This window comes from Halomonas faecis, from assembly GCF_010993975.1.
Taxonomy (GTDB): Bacteria; Pseudomonadota; Gammaproteobacteria; order Pseudomonadales; family Halomonadaceae; genus Halomonas; species Halomonas faecis.
Window position 1 is genome coordinate 235,168 of sequence record NZ_JAACZO010000011.1, and the last position, 16,234, is coordinate 251,401.

General features: G+C 62.9%; 17 protein-coding genes. 7 read left to right on the forward strand and 10 right to left on the reverse strand.

Annotated elements, in window-relative coordinates; translation table 11 throughout:
• Positions 1-9 precede the first annotated feature (9 nt).
• Complete coding sequence (locus tag GFD32_RS06575) at positions 10-435, forward strand: SufE family protein (protein ID WP_163575757.1); 426 nt, start codon at positions 10-12, stop codon at positions 433-435.
• Positions 436-462: 27 nt separating this feature from the next.
• On the opposite strand, the gene yidD is transcribed toward GFD32_RS06575, so the two are convergent.
• From yidD to gorA, 10 genes are all read right to left on the reverse strand, one after another.
• On the reverse strand, positions 463-738 hold the full coding sequence (yidD, locus tag GFD32_RS06580) for a membrane protein insertion efficiency factor YidD (RefSeq protein ID WP_407081075.1): 276 nt from the start codon (positions 736-738) through the stop codon (positions 463-465).
• A gap of 69 nt (positions 739-807) precedes the next feature.
• Positions 808-1,251 carry a phosphoribosyl-AMP cyclohydrolase gene (gene hisI / locus GFD32_RS06585; RefSeq protein ID WP_163575759.1) on the reverse strand — a complete coding sequence of 148 codons (444 nt, stop codon included), beginning with the start codon at positions 1,249-1,251 and terminating at the stop codon, positions 808-810.
• Positions 1,252-1,270: 19 nt separating this feature from the next.
• Positions 1,271-1,723, reverse strand: coding sequence for a Fur family transcriptional regulator (locus GFD32_RS06590; RefSeq protein ID WP_163575760.1), 453 nt, complete (start codon positions 1,721-1,723; stop codon positions 1,271-1,273).
• A gap of 34 nt (positions 1,724-1,757) precedes the next feature.
• A complete protein-coding gene (locus GFD32_RS06595; protein ID WP_163575761.1) occupies positions 1,758-2,756 on the reverse strand; it encodes an alpha-L-glutamate ligase-like protein in 999 nt (332 codons plus the stop codon).
• A 4-nt stretch (positions 2,757-2,760) separates the two neighbouring features.
• Complete coding sequence (locus GFD32_RS06600) at positions 2,761-4,266, reverse strand: UUP1 family membrane protein (RefSeq protein ID WP_163575762.1); 1,506 nt, start codon at positions 4,264-4,266, stop codon at positions 2,761-2,763.
• Positions 4,267-4,299: 33 nt separating this feature from the next.
• Complete coding sequence (locus GFD32_RS06605; protein WP_163575763.1) at positions 4,300-5,091, reverse strand: ATP-dependent zinc protease family protein; 792 nt, start codon at positions 5,089-5,091, stop codon at positions 4,300-4,302.
• A gap of 271 nt (positions 5,092-5,362) precedes the next feature.
• Entirely contained in the window at positions 5,363-5,782 is a 420-nt protein-coding gene (locus tag GFD32_RS06610) for an ectoine synthase (protein WP_163575764.1), read from the reverse strand.
• A gap of 92 nt (positions 5,783-5,874) precedes the next feature.
• Complete coding sequence (ectB, locus tag GFD32_RS06615) at positions 5,875-7,140, reverse strand: diaminobutyrate--2-oxoglutarate transaminase (RefSeq protein ID WP_163575765.1); 1,266 nt, start codon at positions 7,138-7,140, stop codon at positions 5,875-5,877.
• An 84-nt stretch (positions 7,141-7,224) separates the two neighbouring features.
• Positions 7,225-7,803 (reverse strand): diaminobutyrate acetyltransferase, encoded by a 579-nt coding sequence (ectA, locus tag GFD32_RS06620; protein WP_163575766.1) that lies wholly within the window; start codon positions 7,801-7,803, stop codon positions 7,225-7,227.
• A 231-nt stretch (positions 7,804-8,034) separates the two neighbouring features.
• On the reverse strand, positions 8,035-9,396 hold the full coding sequence (gorA, locus tag GFD32_RS06625; RefSeq protein WP_163575767.1) for a glutathione-disulfide reductase: 1,362 nt from the start codon (positions 9,394-9,396) through the stop codon (positions 8,035-8,037).
• Positions 9,397-9,555: 159 nt separating this feature from the next.
• On the opposite strand from gorA, the gene can reads away from it, so the two are divergent.
• The 6 genes from can (at position 9,556) to GFD32_RS06655 (ending at position 16,227) form a co-directional block, all read left to right on the forward strand.
• The gene (gene can / locus GFD32_RS06630) at positions 9,556-10,209 is read left to right on the forward strand and encodes a carbonate dehydratase (RefSeq protein ID WP_163575768.1); all 654 of its coding nucleotides are present in this window, start codon (positions 9,556-9,558) and stop codon (positions 10,207-10,209) included.
• A gap of 160 nt (positions 10,210-10,369) precedes the next feature.
• Positions 10,370-11,947, forward strand: a complete 1,578-nt coding sequence (locus GFD32_RS06635; protein ID WP_163575769.1) for an ABC transporter substrate-binding protein — start codon at positions 10,370-10,372, stop codon at positions 11,945-11,947.
• Between the two features lie 98 nt (positions 11,948-12,045).
• Positions 12,046-13,092: an ABC transporter permease gene (locus tag GFD32_RS06640; RefSeq protein WP_163575770.1), complete on the forward strand. Its 1,047-nt coding sequence runs from the start codon at positions 12,046-12,048 to the stop codon at positions 13,090-13,092.
• Positions 13,089-14,045, forward strand: a complete 957-nt coding sequence (locus GFD32_RS06645) for an ABC transporter permease (RefSeq protein WP_163575771.1) — start codon at positions 13,089-13,091, stop codon at positions 14,043-14,045. Before GFD32_RS06640 ends, GFD32_RS06645 begins: the two co-directional genes overlap by 4 nt.
• A 110-nt stretch (positions 14,046-14,155) precedes the next feature.
• Positions 14,156-15,178 carry an ABC transporter ATP-binding protein gene (locus GFD32_RS06650; protein ID WP_163575772.1) on the forward strand — a complete coding sequence of 341 codons (1,023 nt, stop codon included), beginning with the start codon at positions 14,156-14,158 and terminating at the stop codon, positions 15,176-15,178.
• The gene (locus GFD32_RS06655; RefSeq protein ID WP_163575773.1) at positions 15,175-16,227 is read left to right on the forward strand and encodes an ABC transporter ATP-binding protein; all 1,053 of its coding nucleotides are present in this window, start codon (positions 15,175-15,177) and stop codon (positions 16,225-16,227) included. Before GFD32_RS06650 ends, GFD32_RS06655 begins: the two co-directional genes overlap by 4 nt.
• Positions 16,228-16,234: the final 7 nt, after the last annotated feature.

The window sequence follows — 16,234 nt, forward strand, 5'->3', positions numbered from 1 at the left end:
GGAGCCGCCATGAGCATCGAAGCCACTGCCGAGCAGGCCCAACAGGAACTGCTCGACGAGTTCGAAATGTTCGATAACTGGATGGATCGCTACCAGTACCTCATCGACATGGGCAAACAGCTGCCGGCCTTCCCCGACGAATGGAAGACCGACGAACGCAAGATTCAGGGCTGCCAGTCGAACGTCTGGATGCATCACAGCCGCGACGGTGAGCGACTCCACTTCGAAGCCATTTCGGATGCCGCCATCGTTTCCGGACTGATCGCCATTCTGATGCGCATCTACAACGACCGTCCGGCCGCCGAGATCCGCGATACCAGCCCCCATTTCCTCGAGGATCTGGGTCTCGACAAGCACCTGTCGCCGACGCGCAGCAACGGCCTGCACAGCATGCTGGCACGTATTTACGAGGTGGCGGAAAGAGAGGCTGCTTGACCAGAACGACGAAGCTCGCCGACGCCATCAGTGCGATGCGGGGTCGCGGTAGCGAAAACGTTCATCGAGTTCCGGGTCGGCCCGGCACAGCGCCTCGCTGGGTCCGCCGGGCACTGGGTCGATGCCGCCTTCGCAGCCGGGATGGCAACGCGCGATACGTCGTGACGCCAGCCAGCCGCCTTTGAGGGGCCCGTGTACGCGAACCGCCTCCAGGGTGTAGCTGGAACAGCTCGGCCAGTAGCGACAGCGGGGGCCGAGCAGGGGGCTCAGCGTGACCTGATAGAGCTTGACCAGAGCGATCATCACCCAGCCGAGCACTCTCGCCAGGCCGCGAAAGAGCCGACTGAGCCAAGCTGCCAGGCAGGGCATGGTTCAACGCCTCTTGCCGTAGAGCGTTTCGGGATCGACGAGCGGGGCGCTGCTCACCTGGGCTGCATCCCCCTCAAGCGCCACGTAGAAGCAACTGCGCCGCCCGGTATGGCAGGCGGGACCGGTTTGCTCGACGTGCAGCAGCAGGGTGTCGCCGTCGCAGTCGAGATGTGCCGCGCGCAGAAGTTGCTGTTGCCCCGACGACTCCCCCTTGCGCCACAGCTTTCCGCGCGACCGCGACCAGTAGCAGACGCGTCCGCTGCGTAACGTCTCTTCCAGCGCCTCGCGGTTCATCCATGCCATCATCAGCACTTCGCCGCTGTCATGTTGCTGGGCAATGGCCGGGAGCAAACCGTCGGCGTTGAAACGTATGGCATCGAGCACATCGACCAGCGGCCAGCGCGCCGCCTGGGCGGCACTCTCGAGTTGTTTGAACAGGTCGGGCATGGGCACTCCGCAAGGGATATCAGGCGTTGGCGGCGGCTAGCAGGCAAGCTTCGCAGCGCCCCAGCAGCTCGATGGTCTGGCGATCCACGCGAAACCCGAGATTGCGGGCGCGTTGGTCGAGCTGAGAATTGACGTCATCGAGATGCAGCTCTTCCACCCGGCCGCACTCCCGGCAGATCAGCAACTGGAAGCCGTGGGCGTGTTCCGGGCAGGGGCAGGCGACGAAGGCGTTGAGTGACTCGATACGATGCACGAGTCCTTGATCGATGAGGAACTCCAGGGCGCGATAGACCGTTGGCGGACGAGCCGCGGCATGTTCCGTCGCCAGGCGATCGAGGAGTTCGTAGGCCTTGAGCCCGCCACTGGCGCCCGCGATCATTTCGAGCACACGACGCCGAATGGGCGTGAAGCGCACGCCGTGGCGCTGACACTGCCGCTCGGCCTGCTGGAGCAGACTGCTGGAATCGGTCATGGCGGGTCCGCTGCGCTGAATACCGTAACCCATTCTACGCGTTAGCCGCCACACCGGCCAGCGGCGGGGCATCTTCGGGTGGTGGCAGTTCGCCACGACGGGCGAAGTGGTGCTGTGCAAAGTCGACCCGCGTGGCCACGTCGACCCCGTCCGCTCGACGCTCCACGCTGTCGAGGCGGCAGCGCAACCCTTCCCCGTTGGCCATCTGAATAGCGAGGCCAGGGCGAGCATTGAGTTCCAGCAGCATGGGGCCGCGGTCGCGGTCGAGCACCATGTCGGTACCCAGATAGCCGAGCCCGGTCATCTCGTAGCAGCTCGCCGCCAGCATCAAGAGGTTGCGCCAGTCGGGGATCATCAGACTGGCCAGCTCGTGACGGGTATCGGGGTGATCGTATCGCGCCCGGTCGAACTGCACGCCCCGCAAGGCCCGCCCGCTGGCAATGTCGAGTCCCACGCCGACGGCCCCCTGATGGAGGTTGGCCTTGCCGTCGGACGCCGCGGTGGAGAGCCGCATCATGGCCATCACGGGATAGCCGCGGAACACCACCACCCGAATGTCGGGAACGCCCTCGTAGGTGTAGGCGGAGAAGCGCTCGTCGAAGTTGATCAACGCCTCGACGACGGCCACGTCCGGCGAACCGCCCAGCGAATAGAGGCCCGACAGGATGTTGGAGACGTGACGTTTGAGATCCTCCAGGGTGAGCGCAACCCCGCTGGGCTTGATGTATCGATCGCCTTCGACGTGCTCGATGACGAGAATGCCCTTGCCGCCACTTCCTTTGGCTGGCTTGATCACGAATCCGGCCACGTTCGCCACCATGGCGCCGAGATGCTTGACGCCGAACTGGGTGGTGACGGTACCGATCAGCGCTGGCGTGGTGATGCCGTGGCGCTCGGCCAGAAGCTTGGTCTGGAGCTTGTCATCCACCAACGGGTAGAGCCTCCGATCATTATAGCGCCCGATGTAGCGAATGTTGCGGCGGTTCATGCCAATGATGCCGCGGCTGCTCAGTTGCTTGGGCCAGGCCCACATAACATCAGTCCTCAGTGACGGGCTTGAAGCGGCGCAGCTCGAGCAACCGGTAGCCGGTGTAATTGCCCAGGAGCAGGATCAGTGCCATGAGTATCAGCTGAACGCCAAGGAAGTTGAACGTGATGTGGCGAATCCAGGGATTGTTCATGGCCAGATAGGCAAGCACCGCCGTCAGCAGGCTGCCACCGCCCTGGATCAGAACCTCCTTGGGGCCTTCCTCTTCCCACAGGATCGACATCCGCTCGATGGTCCAGGCGAGGATGATCATCGGAAAGAACGTGATGGTCAGCCCGGCATTGAGACCGACGCGGTACGAGATCACCGAGAAGAGCGAAATGATGGCGATCACCGTGATGATCACCGCCGATACCCTCGCTACCAACAGCAAATTGAGGTAGGAAAGATAATTGCGGATGACCAGTCCCACCGCGACGACCATCAGGAAACCCACGATGCCGGTGAGCAGCGATGTCTGTATGAATGCCAGCGCGATCAGCACGGGCATGAAGGTGCCCGATGTCTTGATGCCCACGATGACGCGCAGCAGAACCACGACCAGGGCACCGATCGGAATCAGCAGTATCGTCTGAAAGAGCGCCTGTTCTTCCAGCGGCAGACTATGAATGGAGAAGTTGAGCAGGGTATCTTCCACGAGCTGGCTACGTACGGCTGAAGCTGCCGGCTGGTTGCGCGAGAGCATCGAAAAGTCGACGCGCGAATTGCTGCCGCCCTCGACCTCGAGCACCGCCTGGCCGGCCGACTCCCACAGCAGCAGGTTCTCGGGCTTGCCTTGCTCGCCGGTGCGCGGGTCGAAAAGTGCCCACTCGTTGCCATCGAATACCTGAATCCAGGAGGTGAGCCGCTGTCGGCGGCGGCCATCCTCGAGCAGCAGGCCGCTGACCTGGCGAGCGCTGACACCGGCTTGGTTGAGCAGGCGTACGAGCAGAGGGGTGCGGTCGAACTGCGTCAGCAGCAGGCGGGCGTTCTCGCCTTCGCGCTCGTCGGTGAAGTCGCTGATCAACTGACGCGCGAAGGAGTAAGCATCGGCACTGCGCGACCAGGCACGCTCGATGACCTGGCTGGCGGCCGTGTCGTAAGGTGATTCCCATACGATGTCGTTGCGCGCTTGGGGAGGCGCCACGTCGGCGTGTCGCGTAGAGGGCGACTCCAATGCCTGGACGCTGTAATAGAGCTGCTGATCGCCTTGAGCTTCGCGCGTGGCCCACTCGGCACGTCGGCTGCCATTGTCTTCGAGAAACGTCAGACCGTAGCCAGGGGAGGCCGTATGCTCGGTGAGAATGCGATAGCCATGCTGATTGGTGGGCAGCGCCATGTTGACCTTGGCGGGTCCGCCACCGGCGATGAAGCTGACCTGTGCCTGTATCTCCCAAACCTGACGTTGCTCGCCGGGGGTCCAGGGCACTTCGAACTGGACGTGTCGGTGTATCGTCAGAGCGGCCCCGGCGGTCACCAGCAAGGCGACGATCAAATAGAAAGAGAGTCGTGACATGAATCTTCCTTGAGCGAGGCAACGGACCCGTCTTCAGGCATCGTCGCTGGAGGCCTCGCCAGACTGGCCCTCGGCGCCGTACTGCGGACGCGGGTGCATGAACTGTTCAGCCACATCGATCAATGCAATATCCATGAAGAAGCGACGTCCGAGCAAGACGGGGTAGTCGAGATGGGTACGGTCATTCAGGGTGAACTCCACGCGCTCACGAATCGGCCCCAGCGACATCATCAGGCTCACCACGGGACGCGACTCCTCACCGGTCGACTGGATGACGCGCACGCGGCGCTCGACGGGCGCCTCGACCCTCTCGTCACGCACGGCCTCGACGACCGTATCGCTGTCGACCAGGCCCAGCTTGAAGCGAACCCAGTCCTCGCCATCGCGCTCGAATTCGGTGATGTCGACTGCGGAGAGGGAAGAGGTGTTGGCCCCCGTATCGATGCGCGCCTTGAGATAGGTACCCACGTCGGGCAGTCCGACCCATTCACTGCGACCCAGCACCACCTTGTCATTGAGCTGCTCCGACACCGCCTGGCAGGCGCTCAAGGCATCGAGAGCCTGGCTCGACTCGTCATCCTGCGTCGATACCTCGCTACGCAGTTGGCGCAGTAGACTGCCCAACTCGCGCACGTCGGCGACAAGCGTCTGCTGTGTGAGTTGCTGATCCTCGAGAGCCTGTCGGGAGACGCCGCAACTGCTCGACAGCGATGCTTCCAGTCGGTCCATGCGAGCTTCGAAGGCTTCGTGGGTCACCGGCGGAGGCGCCGGTTCGCGAGAAGGGGTCAGGCCACACCCCGCGAGCATCAGCGAGGCAAGTGACATGACGGCGGAAGATCGCAGAAGGTGGTGCATGAAAGGACTTCGCGGCGTGGAATGATCCATGATGATACGGAGTCGCCGCGCCGCTTGTCCAACGCCACGGGGCCGGCCTCTGGAGTGGCCGTTTCAGCAGATATCTAATTTAACATAATATACATTATGCGAATACATCGCCGGGCTTTCCGACCTATCCAGCCCCCTCGGCTCCGGTATGACGAACGACGCCCCGAAGATGGACTTCGGGGCGTATACGGCGGCCGCGATTACGGTGACGTCAGAGCGGTTTCTTGTCGTCGGCCTCGAGTTCTTCGGGCGGCGCATAGGAACCGTCCTCGCGATGCACCTCATTGCCGGTGATCGGCGGCGTGAAGACGCACGCCAGATGCATGGTCTTGTGCGCACGCAATAGGTGTTCGTCATGCTGATCGAGAACGTAGATGTCACCCGGCTTGATCGGCCAGATCTTGCCATCAGCCAGAGTCTCGACCTCACCTTCGCCCTCGATGCAATACACCGACTCGAAGTGATGCTTGTAATGGATATGCGTCTCGGTCCCTTCGTAGATCCGCGTGATGTGGAACGAGAACTGGCCGCCATCGTTGGCCAGCACCAGGCGCGTGCTGTCCCAGTTGCCGTTCTCGGCCTTGACCAGGCGATCGGTCTGCCGCGCTTCCTCGATATTGCGAACGATCATGGATGAATCCTCGTTGAATCGTTATCGGGCCGGTCGTGTCATCGCGACCGGCCGATGACCTATGGCCGTCTTCCGACCATCCTTGCAGACTATCAGCTCAGGGCCGACTTGGCGCTTTTCTCGAGAATGTCCAGCCCCTCGTTCAGATCCTCGTCGGAAATGGTCAGCGGACACAGGCATTTGACCACTTCGCCATCCTGACCGCTGGTCTCGATGACCAGACCGTTCTCGAAGGCCTTGCCGGTGATCTTGTCGGCGATCTCGCCGCTGCCCACGTCGATGCCGCGCATGAGCCCGCGACCTCGTTCCGAGGCCTCGATGCCCTGCTCGCGAATCCACGCAGCGATTCGACCGAAACGCTCGGCGACGATCTCGCCCTTGCGCTGAACTTCCTGGGCGAAAGCGTCATCGTGCCAGTAAGTTTCCAGGGCAGCCGCCGCCGTCGTGAACGCCAGCGCGAAACCGCGGAAGGTGCCGTTGTACTGACCGGGCTTCCAGACATCCAGCTCGGGACGCATCAATACCTGGGAGAACGGCAGGCCGAGACCGGAGAGCGACTTGGAGTTGGTGACGATGTCGGGCACCACGCCAGCATGCTCGAAGCTGAAGAACTTGCCGGTACGGCCGCATCCCGCCTGGATGTCGTCGACGATCAGCAGGATGTCGTGAGCACGACAGATGCCTTCCAGGCGCTTGAGCCATTCGAGGCCACAGGCGTTGATGCCGCCTTCGCCTTGCACCGTCTCCACGATGACCCCGGCCGGAACGTCGAGGCCGCCGGATTTGTCGTCCAGCAATTTCTCGAAGTAGTCGAGGGTGTCGGTGCCCTCGCCCAAGTAGCCGTCGTAGGGCAGGAAACTGCCGCCCACCGTTGGCACGCCACCGGTGGCCTCGCGGAACTTGCGGTTGCCGGTGGTGGCCAGGGCGCCCATGGTCACGCCGTGGAAACCGTTGGTGAAGGTCACGATGTTGTAGCGACCCTTGGCATGGCGCGCCAGGCGAATGGCTGCCTCGACGGCGTTGGTGCCGGTAGGCCCGGGAAACTGGACCTTGTAGGCCAGACCGCGCGGCTTCAGGATCACCTCATCGAGGGTTTCCAGATAACGGCGTTTGGCCGCAGTAAAGAAGTCCAGGCCGTGAATGATGTTGTCTTCGGCCAGGTAGTCCAGCAGAGCCTGCTTGATCTGCGGATTGTTGTGCCCGTAGTTCAGGGTGCCGGCACCCGCCAGAAAATCGATGTACTCGCGTCCCGCTTCATCGGTCAATCGGGCATTTCGGGCCTTGGTGAACACGACCGGAAAAGCGCGCGAATAGGTGCGAACGTTGGATTCCATGCGTTCGAGGGTCTGGGTCTGCATCGTGCGACCTCCTTGGGATGGATGACATAACGGGTTGGCGAATGAACGTACGAGATCATCCGGGCGTGCTGTTCTGGCGGGGTATCAGAGTCGATCGGTCTCGAAAGGACCGATGCGCACCAGGTTCTCGGGATCGTGCTCGCCGCCGAGCTGGTCCGTGGAGAAGTATTCACGACTGTTGAGCGGCGCTTGCCAGCGATCGGCGAGGCGCCGAAAGAGCCCCCAGGAGGCCTGGTTGTCGGGCGTGATGGTGGTCTCGAGGTGATGAACCTCGGCCAATTCGGGGCGCGTCATCACGGCCTCTACCAGGCGGCGGGCAAGTCCGGTGCCGCGCGCTTTCTCCCCGACCGCCACCTGCCACAGGAAGTAGGTGTCGGGCGCATTGCTTTTCACGTAGCCGGAAACGAAACCGACGATATCGCCCTCCTCGTCGGTGGCCACCGCACAGGTGTCTCGAAACTGGGTGGCGAGCAGCAGGTAGGCGTAGGCAGAGTTCACATCCAGCGGAGGGCAGGACTTGACCAGCTCATAAATGCCCCAGCCGTCATCGGGATTGGGCTTGCGAATGAACAGCGGCGCAGCATCACTGCCGACGACGGCATCCGCCACGCTGGGGCGGGCAAGGTCGGCGGAAGGCGTGAAAGGCTGTGGAGTCAGGTTCATGGTTTGGCTTCGCTGTAGCGATTTCGGAAAGCATGATAGCAGGGCTTGCTGCCAAATCAAAACGGGCATTATGACTCATGCCCTATTCCATAACAGCAGATTATGCTGATCGCCTGTATCTCGGGCATACCCTCAGTCTAGTCCAGCCGTTCCGGCTTCTCCTGCGCCATGGAGCATCGCATCCGCTGATGCACGGCCGCCATGGCCGCAAGGGAGCGCTGCCGAGAGACGTCAGGTGCGGCTCGGTGTACGCAGGGTCACGAACTCCTCCGCGCCAGTGGGATGGATGCCCACGGTGGCATCGAAATCGGCCTTGGTTAGGCCGGCTCGCACGGCGATGGCGATGCCCTGGATCACCTCTCCGGCCTCCTCCCCCACCATGTGCGCCCCAACCACCACATCGCTGGCATCGTCGACGATGAGCTTGATCAGGCAACGCTCTTGACTGCCGGAAAGAGTGTGCTTGAGGGGACGGAAGTCGGTGCGGTAGATGCGCACCGCACCGAGGCGCTCCCGCGCGGCCTCCTCGGAGAGCCCCACCGTGCCGATATTGGGATGGGAGAATACCGCCGTGGCGATACGCTCGTAGTCGAGAGGCGCCGGCGGCGTATCGCCGAAATGGTGCTGCACCAGTTGCAACGCCTCGGCCAGTGCCACCGGCGTGAGCTCGGGGCCGCCGGTCACGTCGCCCAAAGCTAGGATCGAAGGTACCGAGGTCTCGAAACGCTCATTCACCGACAGGTAATTACCATCGGTGAGTGCGACGTCCAGGACATCCAGACCCAGCCCGGCCAGATGTGGCCGACGCCCCGTGGCGGCCAGCACCGCATCCACTTCGAGGGTGTCCCCGGAGGTCAGGGTCACTGCCAGGCCGGTTTCGCGCTTGTCGATGCGCTCGATGTTGCTCCCGAAGTGCAACTGCACCCCTTTCTTGGCCATCTCGTCGCGGGTGAACTCGCGGACCTCCTGATCGAAACCGCGCAGGAACAGTTCGCCTCGATAGATCAGGTGCGCCTCGCTGCCCAGGCCATTGAAGATGCTGGCGAACTCCACGGCGATATAGCCGCCGCCCAGTACCAGGAATCGCTCGGGAAAGCGTTCCAGGTCGAAAACCTCGTTGGACGTCACCACATGCTCATTGCCGGGAAAATCCGGCACCCAGGGCCAGCCTCCCACGGCGACGAGGATCTTCTCTGCACTGAACGTTTCCCCTGCCACTTCCACGCGGTGGGCGTCGAGTACGCGCGCGCGACCATGCAGCAGATGCACGCCGGCACTCTCCAGCAAATTGTCGTAGATACCATTTAGTCGCTTGATCTCGCTGATCTTGTTGTCGCGCAAGGTTAGCCAGTCAAAGCGCGGCGCGACGGGGAGCGACCAACCGAAGCCGGCACTGTCGTCGAATGCATCATGGAAATGGGCGGCATGAGAGTAGAGCTTCTTGGGCACGCAGCCCACGTTGACGCAGGTGCCACCCAGGTAACGCTCCTCGGCCACGGCGACCCTGGCGCCCGTGGCAGCAGCGGTACGCGCCGCTCGGACGCCGCCGGAGCCGGCTCCGATGACGAAGAGATCATAGTCGAAGTCTGACACGGCAGTCTCCTTGCTTCAGTGGTATCGGGTACCGTCACGGCCCCGTCCGTCCAGCGCGATGGTACCAGCGATGCCCGGGGCGCGGGAGAGTGCGGTTGACGCAACCCATACCCGGGGTTACAAGGGCCACCCTACCGGTCGACAACAGGAACTGCCGAGATGAAACAGGAAATCGCCTCCCTGCTCGACAACAATCGCGCCTGGTCCCAGCGAATTCGCCAGGAGGATCCGGATTTCTTCGCTCGGCTGTCACGTCAGCAGAATCCCGACTACCTGTGGATCGGCTGCTCCGATAGCCGCGTGCCTGCCAATCAGATCGTCTCGCTGCCGCCGGGCGAGGTCTTCGTGCACCGCAACGTGGCCAACCTCGTTCACCACAACGATCTCAATGCCCTCTCGGTGCTGCAGTATGCGGTGGAGGTGCTCGACGTCCGGCACATCATGGTCGTCGGACATTACGGCTGTGGCGGCGTGCGCGCCGCCATGGAAGGCGGCGACAACGGCATGGTCGATCTCTGGCTGCATTCGGTACGCGAACTCCACTGCCAGCATCGCGACGAGCTGGCCGACTTGCCGCTGGATGATCAGGTGAATCGCATGTGCGAACTCAACGTTCGTGCGCAAGTCATGAACCTGTGCCACAACAAGATCATTCAGCAGGCATGGCAGCGCGGGCAGCGCCTGGCCGTCCACGGCTGGATCTACGGCTTAGACGATGGTCGCATTCGCGACCTGGAATGCAGCGTCACCGACCTGGATCAAGTCGCGACCCTCTATCGCATCGAACGAGTAACGGCGCCGCCGGAGGAGTGATCGACGTCCCCGCGCATCATCCAGCCATGCACCTCGCGCATGGCGCCTGTCGGAATTTCGATTGTCCAGTTCCCGCACGGATCCCTATGTTGTCTACAGTAGCATGCACGCGCGGTCATCCAGTCCGTGCGCCAACAACAACCCGACAAGGGAACCAGACATGACCTTCAAGAAGACCCTGCTAGCCGGCATGATCGGCGCAACCATGACCGGGGCGATGCTGCTGCCGAGCATGGCCGCGGCCGAAACCTCCCTGCGCATGGCCTACGACGCCGACCCGGTGTCATTGGACATCCACGAGCAGCTCTCGGGCGGTATCCTGCAACTCTCCCACATGACCCACGACCCCCTGGTGCGCTGGACGAGCGACCTCGATTTCGAGCCTCGCCTGGCCACCGCCTGGGATCAGGTCGATGACACCACCATGCGCATGACGCTGCGCGAAGGCGTCGAGTTTCACAGCGGCAACGCCTTCACCGCCGAGGACGTGGTGTGGACGGTGGAGCGCCTCAAGCGCAGTCCGGACTTCAAGGCGATCTTCACTCCCATCGAGAGCGTCACCGCCATCGACGAACACACCGTCGAATTCAAGACCGGCGAGCCCTATCCGCTGCTGCTCAACCTGGCCACCTACGTCTTCCCAATGGACAGCGCCTTCTACAGCGGTACTGCCGAGGACGGCGATCCCAAGGACGAGATCGTCAAGAACGGCAACTCCTTCGCTTCGTCCAACCTCTCCGGAACCGGTCCGTTCACCGTGGTCGAGCACCAGAAAGGGACTCGCATGGAATTCGAACGCTTCGACGGTTACTGGGACGAAGACTCCCCCGGCAACGTCGACCGTATCGTGCACACGCCGATCAGCGAGAACGCCACCCGGGTTGCCGCCCTACTCTCCGGCGACGTCGATTTCATTGCCCCGGTGCCGCCCAACGACCTCGAGCGCGTGCGCGAGAGCGATGATGCCGAACTGGTCACCATGTCCGGCACGCGCATCATCTTCTTCCACATGGACCAGAACCGCGTCGATGCCTTCCAGGACGAGCGGGTTCGCCAGGCCTTCGCCTACGCCGTGAACCAGGACGCCATCGCCGATCGCCTGATGAAGGGTTTCGCCACACCGGCGGCGCAGTTCTCGCCCGCGGGCTATGCGGGTCACATCGAGTCACTCGAGCGCCGCTATGACCTGGAGAAGGCGCAGGAGCTGATGGCCGAAGCCGGTTACGCCGACGGCTTCGAGATCACCATGATGGCACCCAACAACCGCTACGTGAACGACGCCAAGATCGCCCAGGCGGTGGCCACCATGCTGGCGCGCATCAACGTCGATGTGGACCTCAAGACCATGCCCAAGGCGCAGTACTGGGGCGAGTTCGACGACCGCGCCGCTGACATGATGATGATCGGCTGGCACGCCGACACGGAGGATAGCGCCAATTTCCACGAGTATCTGACCGCCTGTCCGGACGCCGACTCCGGCGCCGGCCAGTACAACGCCGGCAACTACTGCAATCCGGAACTCGACAAGCTGGTCGCCGACGCCAATCTGGAAGTCGACCTGGAGAAGCGTGCCGAGATGCTCCAGCAGGTCGAGCAGACGCTCTACGACGAAGCCGCCTTCGTGCCCCTGCATTGGCAGGATCTTGCCTGGGCTTCCGCTCCCAACGTCGATATCGAACCGGTGCTCAACGTGATGAACTTCCCCTATCTCGGGGATCTGGTCATCGAGGAAGAGTGATCCGCTCCGCCGGCCATCCGGCCGGCACTTCATGAACCTGACCCGGTGACACGCCCCGCGCGGGCGTGTCGCCTTGCGTTGCCAACAGGACGCCATCCATGATCGCCTTTCTGGTCAAGCGCCTATTCCATGCGCTGCTGGTGATGTTCGTCATCAGCATCATCGCCTTTTCCATCCAGGACAACCTCGGCGACCCCATCCAGCAGATGGTCGGCCAGTCGGTGCCCGAGAGCGAGCGCGAGGCGCTGCGCGAGGAACTGGGACTCAACGACCCCTTCCTGGTGCAGTATCTGCGCTTTGCCAAGAATGCCGCCCAGTTCGATTTCGGCTACTCGTACAACTTCAACCAGCCCACCACCGAGGTGATCGCCCGTCACCTGCCGGCGACGCTGGAACTGGTGGCGGCGGCCACCTTCCTGATCGTCGTGCTGTCGGTACCCATCGGCGTGTATAGCGCCATCAAGCCGCGTGCCTGGCTGTCGCGCTTTTTCATGGGCGTCTCCATCGTCGGCATCTCGATCCCCGTGTTTCTGACCGCCATCGTGCTGATCCAGCTGTTCGCCATCGGCGTCAGTTGGACGCCCTTCCCCATCGATACCGCCTGGGGCAGCTGGCTCAACGACCTGATCACCACCGAAGGCGGCATGCCGGCCTACGGGCGCGGCGATCCAGTCCACGTTTTCGGCACCTGGTACACCAACTTTGCCTCACTGCGCGGACTGATCTACCTGGTTCTGCCGGCCATCTCGTTGGCTTCGATCATGCTGCCGCTGTTCATCCGACTGATTCGCGCCGAGATGCTCGAAGTGTTGCAGTCCGAATACGTCAAGTTCGCTCGGGCCAAGGGCATTCGCCTGCGCCGCATCTACTTCCTGCATGCGCTCAAGAACACCATGCTGCCAGTGATCACCGTGGGCGGGGTGCAGATCGGCACGCTGGTCGCTTACACCATCCTCACCGAGACGGTCTTCCAGTGGCCCGGCATGGGCTTGATGTTCCTCGACGCCATCGAGCGTTCCGACATTCCGCTGATCATCACTTACCTGATGATCGTGGGGCTGATCTTCGTGATCACCAACACCCTGGTCGACCTGATCTATGGCCTGGTCAACCCCACCGTCAAGCTGACAGGGAAACCCGCATGAGCACCCCGAATCCTGCTATCGAGAGCTCTCCCGCGACGAGCCGCTGGGAACGTTTTCGCGACTCCTACCTGCTCTACAGCTTCAAGCGCGACCTGATCGCCCAACTGAGCCTGGTCGTGTTCATCGCCCTGGTGGCCTGCGCCGTGCTGGCACCCTGGCTGGCGCCGATGAACCCTTACGACCTGGCGCAGATCGATATCCTCGCTTCGGAACTGCCCCCCTTCTGGATACCCGGCAGCGAGGAGGCCTACCTGCTCGGCACGGACGCCCAGGGTCGCGATCTGCTCTCCACCATCCTTTACGGCGCGCGCGTGTCGCTGATCATCGGTTTCGGTGCCGTGGCTCTGCAGGCCCTCCTCGGCGTGTGCTTTGGTCTGCTGGCCGGCTACCTGGGCGGCCGCATCGATGCCTTCCTGATGCGTCTGGCCGATATCCAGCTCTCCTTCTCTACCCTGATGGTGGCCATCGTGGTGGGCGCGCTGGTCAAGGCGATCTTTGGCAGCGCTACCTTCAGCGCCTACGCCGTGCCGCTGCTGGTGCTGATCATCGGGCTCGCCGAATGGCCGCAGTACGCACGCACCGTGCGTGCTTCAGTGCTCGCTGAGAAAGGCAAGGAGTACGTCGATGCCGCCCGTACCATGGGCCTATCCAGTCGGCGCATCATGTTTCGTCACATTCTGCCCAATACCCTGTCGCCGATCTTCGTCATTTCCACGGTGCAGGTGGCCAACGCCATCATTTCCGAGGCGGCGCTCTCCTTCCTGGGATTGGGCATGCCGGAAACCCATCCGTCGCTGGGTTCGCTGATCAAGTCGGGCTTCGACTACCTCCAGTCGGGGTCGTGGTGGATCACCCTGCTTCCCGGCGCCGCCCTGGTGGTGCTGGTGCTGGTGATCAACCTGCTCGGCGACTGGTTGCGCGACGTGCTCAACCCGCGCCTCTACAAGGGCTGATCTCATGCCGAACCTCGATCCCCTGACTCTGCCCAACGCTGGCGGGCACGACGTGCTCAACCCGCTCCCCTTCATGCATCACAAGGGCTGACAACGCTTCTGGAGCCCCCATGTCACTTCTCGAAGTCAACAATCTGGACGTGCGTTTCGCCCTGCGCCGCGGTGATGTCAAGGCGCTACGCGACGTCTGTTTCACCCTCGACCGCGGCGAGCGGCTGGGTATCGTGGGCGAATCCGGCGCCGGCAAATCGGTGGCGGCGTTCAGCCTGCTCAACCTGATCGCCAAGCCCGGCTACATCGCCGGCGGTAGCGTTCGCTTCGACGGCCAGGAACTCACGTCGATGAGCGACCGGGCACTGCGCCGGATTCGTGGGCATCGTATCTCGATGATCTTTCAGGATCCGATGATGACGCTCAACCCGGTGCTCACCATCGGCGAGCAGATGGTCGAATGCCTCAAGGCGCACCGCCGCATCGCCAGCCGTGAGGCGCGCGCCATCTCCCTGCGCAAGCTCCAGCAAGTGCAGATACCCTCACCCGAGGCGCGCCTCGATCAGTATCCGCACGAGCTCTCCGGCGGCATGCGACAGCGCGTGATCATTGCCATCGCCCTACTGCTCGACCCGGACATCATCATCGCCGACGAACCCACCACGGCGCTGGACGTGACCATCCAGGCCGAAATCATGGCGCTGCTGCTGGAGCTGTGCGAGAAGCACAACGTCGGCCTGATCCTAATCACCCACGACCTCGGCGTGGTCAGCCAGGTGACCCAGCGCATGCTGGTGATGTACGCCGGCCGTGTGATCGAGCAGGGCCCGACCCGCGAGATCATCAACGATCCCCAGCACCCCTACACTCAGGGGTTGATGAACGCCCTGCCGCAGATGGCCACCCCGGGAGAGCGGCTCAACCAGATTCCCGGCAGCATGCCATCGCTGGACAACCTACCGAGCGGCTGCGCCTTCCACCCACGCTGCGCCTTCACCCGGCTTCCCGACGGCAGTGAACGTCCTGCCTGCTACCGCGAGGTACCCGAGTTCGTCACCTCGGGCAACTGTCGGGTAGCCTGCCACATGGTGGCCGAGATGCTCGAGCGCGAACGCATTCCGGCCGAGGAGAGTGCACGATGACAGCGACACAGACCGCGCCTTCACGCGACACCGAGACGAATCCGCCACTGCTGGAAATTCGCGGCCTCGAGAAGCGCTTCTCGCTCTCCGGCGATTTCCTCGAGCAGCTCAAGTTCAAGGGCGGCAAACTGGTTCGCGAACAGGAGCACGTGCACGCCATCAACGGCGTCGACCTGGAGATTCAGCGCGGCGAGGCGCTGTGCGTGGTCGGCGAGTCGGGCTGCGGAAAATCCACGGTGGCGCGTACGGTAATGGGATTGCTGCATCCGTCGGCAGGCGAGATCCGCTATGATGGCCAGCGCATCGATGATCTGTCGACCAAGGCGCTGATGCCCTACCGCCGTCGCATGCAGATGATCTTCCAGAATCCCTATGCGTCGCTCAATCCGCGCATGACCATTCAGCAGACCCTGGAGGAGCCGATTTACCTGCACCATCCGGATTGGTCTCGCCAGCAAGTCGCCGACAAGGTCGCCGAAGTGATGGCCTCGGTAGGCATCGCGGCGGACTGGGGCAAGCGCTACGGGCACGAATTCTCCGGCGGTCAGCGACAGCGCATCGCCATTGCCCGGGCACTCGCCGTGGATCCGGAATTCATCGTTGCCGACGAACCCATCTCGGCACTCGACGTCTCCATCCAGGCCCAGGTGCTCAACCTGCTGATGGATGCCCAGCAGCAGCACAACCTGACCTATCTGTTCATCACCCACGACCTGGCCGTGGTCGAGCACTTCGGCACCCGGGTAGCGGTGATGTACCTGGGCCGCGTCTGCGAGGTCGCCCCCACGGCCACGCTGTTCGCCAAGCCCCGCCACCCCTACACCCGCGCGCTGATCTCGGCGATTCCGCGTCTCGAAGACGACCGCCCCCAGCACATCCGCCTGGAGGGAGAAGTGCCGACGCCGGTCGACCTGCCCTCGGGATGCGTCTTCCATGCCCGCTGTCCCCACGCCAATGCACGCTGTCGCGAGGAGGTGCCGGCGTTGATCGCCTGCGATGACGGCGCACGGGTTGCGTGCCACGCCATCGAGGAAGGCCGGATCGACTGAACCCGTG